Here is an 8493-nt window from a genome sequence, read left to right on the forward strand (position 1 = left end):
GTCGTGGCGGGTCGGGGTGGGCTGGAGGGGGCATGAGCCGCATGGATGCGGCGACTGAGGCTACAGGGACGTACTTGCGCCGTCCCCCGGAACGCCCATCCCGATCCGCCAACCCAGGGATACCGTGAACCCAAGGCTGTTCGCCTGAATCCAACAGCAGCCGGGCAGAGCCCGGCTCTACGTAGATCATCGACTCAGCGACGATCCGCCATCAGGTTGTCGAAGGTCTCGGTGTAGCCCTTGAACTCGGGGATGCGGGTGGTGAGGTCGGCGGGGATGGGCTGCATGCCCGGCGGAACCTGGATCTTGACCGCGCGCATGTCCGGGTCGTGGGGGGCGTCCACGAGGGTGTTCTGGCGCAGTACTTGCAGCTGGCCGAACATGTTCTGCAGGAGTGCATGCTGGCTTTCATCCAGCGGAATTTCGATCTCGTCCACCTTCATGTGCCCGTTCGGCAGCACGATGATGTTCGGGGCCGGCGCACGGCGCACCGTCACCATGCCGTCGCTGACCGTGATCTTCGGCTTGCTGCGCTCGGCGCGGTGGTTGCGGTAGTCCTGGTCGCAGCCAGTGGCGACCACGCAGAACAGGGCAAACAGCAGCAGGCAGAGCTTCTTCATGGCGGTGCGGCAACAAAAAGGGGGAGGACCATTCTAGTCCTCCCCCCGTGGCGATGCCGCCCCCGCGACCGATCGTCGCAACGCCTGCTCAGGCGTGGCAGTCGTCGATGTCGTTCTGGTCCATGGTGGCGTAGGGCTTGAACGCCGGCAGCACCGCCGCCAGCGCCTGCTGCTTGGCCATCATCTCCGGCAGCAGCTTGCACAAGGTCTGGGCCTGCTCCTTGATCTTCTCTGCCTCCGCGTTCACCTTGGCCTCGATGCCCTCGGTATTGCCCGAGAACACGCCGCGCAGCGCCTCGCCGGCCGCCTGCACGCCCAGCTGCGCGCCGGCCACGCCGATGTCCATGCCGGCACCGGCCAGCTTTTCCACCTGCTTGCGGTAGTCCAGCAGCAGCGCACGCTGTTGCGCGTCGATGGTCACCGCCTTGCCGTTGATCAGGAAGTCGCCTTCCGGGGTGATCTCGGCCTTGTTGTTCGTCTCGTCGGAGATGCTGATGTTGCCTTTGGCCAGCTTGTCGCGGGCCTTGTCGGTCGCGGCCTGCACCTTCTCGCCGATGGTCTCCGTTTCAGCCAACGCCTTGTTGGTGGTGTTGTTGACGTCGCCATTGCCGCAGGCGGCCAGTGGCAGGCACAGCAGGAGCGAAGACAACAGAACTCGGGTATTCATGGTGGTGATCCTGGTAAGGGTTACTTGCCGCGCGACAACTGCACCCGGCCGCTGACGTTGCTGTGGTTGATGTCGCCGCTGCCGCTGCTGCCCACGGTGAAGTCACTGCCCACATCGCGCACGGTGACATCGCCGGAACCGTGACGTTCCACCTTCACGCTGCCGCCGACCTGGCGTGCCTCGAAGTCACCCGAGCCGATGCCGGCCAGGGTGACGCTGCCCTTGACGCGCTGCAGGTCGATGTCACCCGAGCCGACCGTGCCGACGTCCACATTGCCGGCCACGTCGTGCAGCTTCACGTCACCGGAGCCGACATTGCCGACCTTGGCCGCGCCGCCGATGTTGCGGGCGGTGAAGTCGCCGGAGCCGATCTGCAGCAGGTTCAGCGAACCCGCCCCGTCAAGCTCCACGTCGCCCGAGCCGATCGCCGCGGTCACCGGCCCCTTGATCGCACGCAGATCCACGTCGCCCGAGCCCACGTCGGCACTCAGCGAATGCGCCCCGGTGACGCTGACGTCACCCGAGCCCACCTTCAGCTGGACCAGCACGTTGTCCGGAATGGTGCCGCGCAGGTCCAGGTAGGCGTACTGGTTGCCGCTCAGGATCGAAATGCCCGGGTTGACCCGCTCCAGCTTCACGATGAGCTTGCCGCCTTCCTTGCTCTGGGTGACCACCAGGTCCTTGAGCAGGTCGGCCCGCGAGGCACAGGCGCGGCCGCTGAGTTCGGCCGTGCCCGGGCCCGCCTGCAGCACCAGGTCATGCTGGTTGACCTGGAACACGACGGCCTTGGCACCGGCCACGTCCAGCTTGAGCGCGCGTGGTTCGCTGTGCTGGCACTGCGGTTCATCGGCCAACGCAACAAGGGGCAGCAACAGCAGCGAAGCAACAGCGAACGTGCGGATCATGAGCAGGTTCCTCGTAGCAGGGAAGGGTCAGATTTCGCCGGCGCGGCGGCGCAGGCGGATCGCGATGATGATGAACAGCACGCCGAATGCCGCGCCGATCCACAGCTCCGGCAGCTTCAGCGCCGCCAGCTGGTTGACCGGGGCCAGCGCGGTGACCAGGTTGTCGCGGTCACTGATGACAGCGCGCAGCTGGTCCATGCGGTAGAACACGTCGCTGCCCGGCAGGGTGCCCAGCAGCAGGCGGCCCACGATGTGCTGCCAGAACCAGCCGCTGGTCAGGTCGAACAGCTGCATCACCTTGGTGGTGGCGACGATGATGCCGGCGAAGATCGGCAGCATCACGCCCCACAGGAACGGCTTGGACTTGGCCCAGGCCGACCACATCAGCAGCCAGCCGGCGGTGGGCAGGCCCCACAACACATAGACCGGCAACCAGGACAGGTGGCTGGCGACCAGCGACAACGGGCTGGCCGGGCCCCAGATCAGGGTCATCGGGTTGCCGCCATAGGCCAGCGCCACGCACGACAGGATCAGCATGAAACCGAACATGGTCAGGATCGAGGCGATCACCGCGATGACCGGGGCGACCACCAGTGCGCTGACCAGCTTGGACAGCACGGTCTGGGTGTCCGACAGCGGCAGCGACTTCCAGAACAGGATGCTGCGGTCGCGGCGGTCGTCGTACAGCGCACCCAGGCAGTAGAAGAACACCACGAAGGCCAGCACCACGAACGGCCACAGCGAGCCGAGCAGCAGGGTGAAGTCCAGCGCGTTGCCGAGGTCGGCCATGCCCTGGGCGTCCATCCGCTGGGTGAGCAGCTTCAGGTCCAGGCCGTTGATGCTGATGTTTTCATTGTCGATGTGCAGGCTGCCGTTGCGGGCAGCGCGATTCAGGCCCCACAGGCCCAGCAGGATGCCGATGAGGCTCATCAGCAGCGAGATCGCGCCCGCGATCAGCGGGGCCCACAGGAAGCCGCCCCGGTTTTCCCAGTACTCGCGCTTGAGCAGCCAGCCGAAAGTGCTTGCCTTGCTGATCGGGTGGTGGACGGTGTTCATGCGTAGGTACCCTTCATGATGGCCACGAACAGGTCCGCCAGGCCGGGGCTGCGGACTTCGCCGAGGGGGATGAGCTGGTTGCGCGGGACGCCGTCGAACAGCATCACGGTCTTGCCGAACGGCAGCTGGCGCTCGTCGATCGGCTGCAGGGCACGGGCGGTGTCGGCGGTTTCAGCCGAGACCAGCACCTCGGTATAGCGCTCGCCGATGTCTTCCATGTCGGCGGTGAGCACGATGCGGCCGTCGCGGATGAACATCACGTCGGTGAGGATGTGCTCGATTTCTTCCACCTGGTGGGTGGTGACGATGATGGTCTTCTGCTCGTCGAAGTAGTCTTCCAGCAGGCGCTGGTAGAACTCCTTGCGATACAGGATGTCCAGGCCCAGGGTGGGTTCGTCCAGCACCAGCACCTTGGCGTCGATGGCCATCACCAGGGCCAGGTGCAGCTGCACGATCATGCCCTTGGACAGTTCGCGCACGCGCTGGCGCGGCTGCAGCTTGGTAGTGGACAGGAAGCGCTCGCAGCGGGCGCGGTCGAAACGGGGGTGGACGCCGGCGACGAAGTCGATCGCTTCGCGGACCTTCATCCAGCGCGGCAGCACGGCCACGTCGGCGATGAAGCACACGTCATTCATCAGTGCGTTGCGCTGCACCGCCGGGTCCAGCCCGAGCACGCGCAGCTTGCCCTCGACCGTGGTCAGGCCGAGCAGGGCCTTGAGCAGGGTGGTCTTGCCGGCCCCGTTGGGACCGATCAGGCCGGTGATGCGGCCGGGAGCAATGGTGAGGCTGGGGGTGTCCAGCGCCACCGTCTGTTTATAGGCCTTGCGGAGGCCCTGGCCGGTGATGACGGCTTCGGATGCAACGGCATTCATGAGGAAGTCCCTTTGGGCAGCAGATCGTCGAGGTGCAGGCCCAGGCGCTGGATGCGCTCCAGGACCAGCGGCCATTCTTCATTGAGGAAACGGTCACGTTCGCTGCTGCGCAGCTGGGTGGCCGCTTCTTCGGTCATGAACATGCCCAGACCGCGGCGCTTCTCGACCAGGCCTTCGTCGGCCAGCTCCTGGTAAGCGCGCGAAACGGTGATGGGGTTGAGCTGGTACTCGGCGGCGACCTGCCGTACCGAGGGCAGGGCATCGCCGGGTTTGATGATGCTGTCGAGCATCATGGCGATGACGCGCTCCTTCAGCTGACGGTAGATCGGAGCGCCATCGCTCCATTGAATATCGCTCATGAGTCAGCTCCGTGGGTTCAGCGACTGTGCGAATGAGAAGTAAGGCATGGACAGGGAGCTGTGCAGCCGGCGGGGAGGCGTGGGGGCGCCGTTGGCGTTCCCTGCCTGGATGACCTCGGCGTCCTGCGGGCCTTCAAACGCACCGGTGGCGGACGCGCCGCCTCGGTCACCCGCGGGGATGCTGAACCAGCCGATCAGCAGCAGCGCGGACGCGGCTGTGAGGGCTTTGGCGGAGTGGTGGCGCATGCGGTTCATGTGCTTCCCCTGCATCAGGTGACTGGTGTTGTATACAACTATAACACCGATACGCCGGAGTGCAAGTTGCGACACACCCCAACTGATGGCAGGGGTGTGACACACGCTGAATGAGCAATGCAACTTATTGAAAAATATAGGGGTGTGGCCGCGCGGCTGGGGTGTTTCTGCTGGGCGTGCATTCAGTGATGTGCAGCCACATGGCGCAAAAACCCCCGGTGGTATAGTCCGCAGCGCCCCTCAGTCCGGAGTTTCCCGATGCGCCCGTGCCACCCCGTGTCGTCCCCGTCCCGCGCCGCGCGCTGGACCGTTGCCGTGCTGTTGTCCGGCCTGCTGCTGAGTGGCGCGGCCCAGGCGGCGGACCTGCTGGACCTGAGCTACCGCCCGCTGGCGGGCAAGGGCGAGGTGAACCTGCAGAAGCAGTACGGCGGCAAGGTGCTGCTGGTCGTCAATACCGCCAGCAAGTGTGGCTTCACCCCGCAGTACGAAGGCCTGGAGGCGCTGCAGAAGAAATATGCCGCGCGCGGGTTCTCGGTGCTGGGCTTCCCGTCCAACGACTTCAAGGGCCAGGAACCGGGCAACGAGGAGCAGATCCAGGAATTCTGCACCCTGACCTATGGGGTGAAGTTCCCGATGTTCCAGAAGGTGGAGGTCACCGGCGACAACGCCACCCCGCTGTATCAGCGACTGACCGCCGCGACCGGCGTCGCCCCGGGCTGGAACTTCCACAAATATCTGGTGTCCAGAGACGGTCGCGTGGTCGCGCAGTTCCCCAGCAAGGTGAAGCCGGACGATGCCGCGCTGGTCAAGGCGATCGAACATGAGCTGTCGGTCACGCCCGCCAAGCGCTGATTTTCTCGACATCTCGCACGTGCGTGCGACAATGCTTCTTTTCGCGCCGACGTCGGCGCCCAGTCACTTCCAGGAATGCAGCAAATGAAGATGGGAATGCGTGGCGCCGCGGCGTCGGTTCTGATTCTGGCGATGGGCACCTCCGGTGCCGCGATGTCGCAACAACCGGCTGCCGCCCCGGCCGCCAAGGAGACCTCTGTTTTGACCTCCCAGAAAGAAAAGCTCAGCTACGCCATTGGTCTGGATGTGGCCAATTCCTTCGCCCCGATCGCTGACGAAATCGATCTGGCGGCACTGCGCCGTGGCGTTGAAAACGCCTTCGCCGGCAAGCAGCCGCTGATCAGCCAGGAAGAAGCCCAGAAGACCGACCAGGCGCTGCGCATGGCCATGGCCGTCAAGTCCGGCCAGCCGGTTCCGGGCCAGGCCCCGGGCACCGCCGCGCCGAAGGTGGACCGCGAGAAGGTCGGCCTGATGCTGGGCAGCTACGCTGTGGGTCCGTCGCTGGCCGCACTGAAGGATGACCTGGAACTGGCCGCGCTGTTCGACGCCATCTCCACCAGCTTCAGCAAGGGCACGCCGAAGATGACCGCCGACCAGGCCAAGTCGACGCTGGAAGGCTTCATGGCCGCCAAGCAGGCGGAAATGCAGGCCAAGGCTGCCGCCCAGGCCGGTGTCAACCGCACCGAAGGCAATGCCTTCCTGAACAAGAACAAGACCCAGCCGGGCGTGGTCACCACCGCCTCGGGCCTGCAGTACCAGGTGCTGCGTCCGGGTTCGGGCGAACGCCCGATGCCGACCAGCAAGGTCCGCGTGAACTACGAAGGCAAGCTGCTTGACGGCACCGTGTTCGACAGCAGCTACCAGCGTGGCACCCCGGCCGAGTTCGGCCTGGACCAGGTGATCAAGGGCTGGACCGAAGGCGTGGCGCTGATGCCGGTGGGTTCCAAGTACCGCTTCTGGATCCCGGGCGAGCTGGCCTACGGTGAAGCCGGCACGCAGGGTGGCCCGATCGGCCCGAACGCGACGCTGACCTTCGACGTCGAGCTGCTCACCATCCTGCCGTAAGGGAACGGAGCCATCACGGACATGCGCGTCGCGATTTTCGGTACCGGCTATGTCGGGCTGGTCACGGGCACCTGCCTGGCCGATGTCGGTCACCAGGTGGTCTGTGTCGACATCGACCAGGCCAAGGTGGACGGCCTCAACCAGGGCATCATCCCGATCTACGAGCCGGGCCTGGAACCCATGGTCAAGGCCAACCATGCCGCTTCGCGGCTGGCCTTCACCACCGACGCTGCCGCTGCCATCGCGCATGGCCAGGTCGTCTTCATCGCGGTCGGTACGCCGCCCGATGAAGACGGCAGTGCCGACCTGCAGTACGTGCTGGCGGTCGCCCGCACGATCGGCCAGCACATGCAGGTGCCGACCGTGGTGGTCAACAAGTCGACCGTGCCGGTAGGCACGGCCGACAAGGTGCGCGCGGCCATCGCGGAAGTGCTGGCTGCCCGCGGGGCGGATATCGCGTTCGACGTGGTATCCAACCCGGAATTCCTCAAGGAAGGCGACGCGGTCGCCGACTGCATGCGGCCCGACCGCATCGTGGTGGGTGCGTCCAATCCTGACTCGGTGGCGCTGATGCGCCGCCTGTATGCGCCGTTCAACCGCAACCACGACCGCGTGGTCGAGATGGACGTGCGTTCGGCCGAACTGACCAAGTACGCGGCCAATGCGATGCTGGCGACCAAGATCTCGTTCATGAACGAAATCGCCAACATCGCCGAACGCGTGGGTGCCGACGTCGAGCAGGTCCGCCAGGGTATCGGCTCGGACCCGCGTATCGGCTGGCACTTCATCTACCCCGGTGCCGGCTACGGCGGTTCGTGCTTCCCCAAGGACGTGCAGGCGCTGGCTCGCACCGCGCAGCAGTACGGGCATGAGCCCAAGCTGCTCAATGCGGTCGAAGCGGTCAACGATGCGCAGAAGGGACACCTGTTTGAACTGATCCAGCGCCACTACGACCGTGGCGAGGACGAAGGCGTGCGCGGCCGTACCTTTGCGGTGTGGGGCCTGGCCTTCAAGCCGAACACCGATGACATGCGCGAAGCCTCCAGCCGCCGGCTGCTGGCCCAGCTGTGGGAGGGCGGTGCCACGGTGCGCGCCTACGACCCGGAAGCCACCCACGAAGCACAACGCATCTTCGGCGAACGCGCTGATCTGGTCTTCTGCGACAGCGCCAACGAAGCACTGGAAGGTGCCGATGCGCTGGTGGTGGTGACCGAGTGGAAGCAGTTCCGCAGCCCGGATTTCGCCCTGCTGCGCGAAAAGCTGAAGGACGCGGTGGTCTTCGACGGCCGCAATCTGTACGACCCGCAGGAAATCGAAGCGGCGGGTGTGGCCTACTACGGCATTGGCCGGGGACGTTCGTTGCATGCATGAGTCCACTCCGACCGAACGCGAGCAGGCGCTGGAAGCGCGCCTGATCGAGCTGGAAATGCGCGTGTCCTTCCAGGAACAGGCGCTGGCTGAACTGAGCGAAGCGCTCGCCGATGCCCGTATCGAGGGCAACCGCAACGCCGAACTCACCAAACTGCTGCTGGAAGACCTGGGCAAGGTCCGAAACGCGCTGTACTCCGATCCGGGCGAAGAACCACCGCCCCCGCACTACTGATCGACCCAACATCATGAGCGATACCCTCCGCGACCAGCTGCTCGGCCTGGGCTTCAAGTCCGCGCCGCAGCCCGAACGCAAACCCGAGCGCAAACCTGACGCCCGTCGCGACAGCCGCCCAGGCGGCAAGCCGCAGGGCGCGCGTCCTGCCGGCAAGCCCGGTGAGGGTCCGCGCCAGGTCCGTGACGGCGACCCGCGCCGCGGCGCACCCGGCAAGGGCCGGCCGCACGGCAACGGCC

At 65.7% G+C, this 8493-nt stretch carries 11 protein-coding genes and 1 pseudogene; 5 read left to right on the forward strand and 7 right to left on the reverse strand.

What is annotated here, in order from left to right; genetic code table 11:
* Window positions 1–194 precede the first annotated feature (194 nt).
* The 7 genes from QMX83_RS18235 to QMX83_RS18265 all read right to left on the reverse strand — a co-directional run bounded on the left by QMX83_RS18235 (window position 195) and on the right by QMX83_RS18265 (window position 4734).
* Window positions 195–620, reverse strand: coding sequence for a hypothetical protein (locus tag QMX83_RS18235; protein WP_282298058.1), 426 nt, complete (start codon window positions 618–620; stop codon window positions 195–197).
* An 88-nt stretch (window positions 621–708) separates the two neighbouring features.
* On the reverse strand, window positions 709–1287 hold the full coding sequence (locus tag QMX83_RS18240; RefSeq protein WP_282298059.1) for a DUF2884 family protein: 579 nt from the start codon (window positions 1285–1287) through the stop codon (window positions 709–711).
* Between the two features lie 20 nt (window positions 1288–1307).
* Window positions 1308–2192 (reverse strand): DUF4097 family beta strand repeat-containing protein, encoded by an 885-nt coding sequence (locus QMX83_RS18245; protein WP_282298060.1) that lies wholly within the window; start codon window positions 2190–2192, stop codon window positions 1308–1310.
* A gap of 27 nt (window positions 2193–2219) precedes the next feature.
* A complete protein-coding gene (locus QMX83_RS18250) occupies window positions 2220–3248 on the reverse strand; it encodes a hypothetical protein (protein WP_282298061.1) in 1029 nt (342 codons plus the stop codon).
* Window positions 3245–4120, reverse strand: a complete 876-nt coding sequence (locus QMX83_RS18255) for an ABC transporter ATP-binding protein (RefSeq protein WP_282298062.1) — start codon at window positions 4118–4120, stop codon at window positions 3245–3247. Before QMX83_RS18255 ends, QMX83_RS18250 begins: the two co-directional genes overlap by 4 nt.
* On the reverse strand, window positions 4117–4479 hold the full coding sequence (locus tag QMX83_RS18260) for a GntR family transcriptional regulator (RefSeq protein ID WP_125362006.1): 363 nt from the start codon (window positions 4477–4479) through the stop codon (window positions 4117–4119). The genes QMX83_RS18255 and QMX83_RS18260 overlap by 4 nt, the downstream gene beginning before the upstream one ends.
* 3 nt (window positions 4480–4482) lie before the next feature.
* Window positions 4483–4734, reverse strand: coding sequence for a hypothetical protein (locus QMX83_RS18265; RefSeq protein WP_282298063.1), 252 nt, complete (start codon window positions 4732–4734; stop codon window positions 4483–4485).
* A gap of 315 nt (window positions 4735–5049) precedes the next feature.
* Between QMX83_RS18265 and QMX83_RS18270 the strand changes: the two genes are divergently transcribed.
* From QMX83_RS18270 to QMX83_RS18290, 5 genes and pseudogenes are all read left to right on the forward strand, one after another.
* Window positions 5050–5586 (forward strand): glutathione peroxidase, encoded by a 537-nt coding sequence (locus QMX83_RS18270; protein WP_282298067.1) that lies wholly within the window; start codon window positions 5050–5052, stop codon window positions 5584–5586.
* An 84-nt stretch (window positions 5587–5670) separates the two neighbouring features.
* A complete protein-coding gene (locus tag QMX83_RS18275) occupies window positions 5671–6651 on the forward strand; it encodes an FKBP-type peptidyl-prolyl cis-trans isomerase (protein WP_282298064.1) in 981 nt (326 codons plus the stop codon).
* A 21-nt stretch (window positions 6652–6672) separates the two neighbouring features.
* Window positions 6673–8022 (forward strand): UDP-glucose/GDP-mannose dehydrogenase family protein, encoded by a 1350-nt coding sequence (locus QMX83_RS18280; RefSeq protein ID WP_282298065.1) that lies wholly within the window; start codon window positions 6673–6675, stop codon window positions 8020–8022.
* On the forward strand, window positions 8015–8254 hold the full coding sequence (locus QMX83_RS18285) for a SlyX family protein (protein ID WP_282298066.1): 240 nt from the start codon (window positions 8015–8017) through the stop codon (window positions 8252–8254). Before QMX83_RS18280 ends, QMX83_RS18285 begins: the two co-directional genes overlap by 8 nt.
* 13 nt (window positions 8255–8267) lie before the next feature.
* Window positions 8268–8493 (forward strand): annotated as a pseudogene (locus tag QMX83_RS18290) (DUF2058 domain-containing protein); the annotation flags it as partial.

Source organism: Stenotrophomonas sp. PS02289, from assembly GCF_029960115.1.
GTDB lineage: Bacteria > Pseudomonadota > Gammaproteobacteria > Xanthomonadales > Xanthomonadaceae > Stenotrophomonas.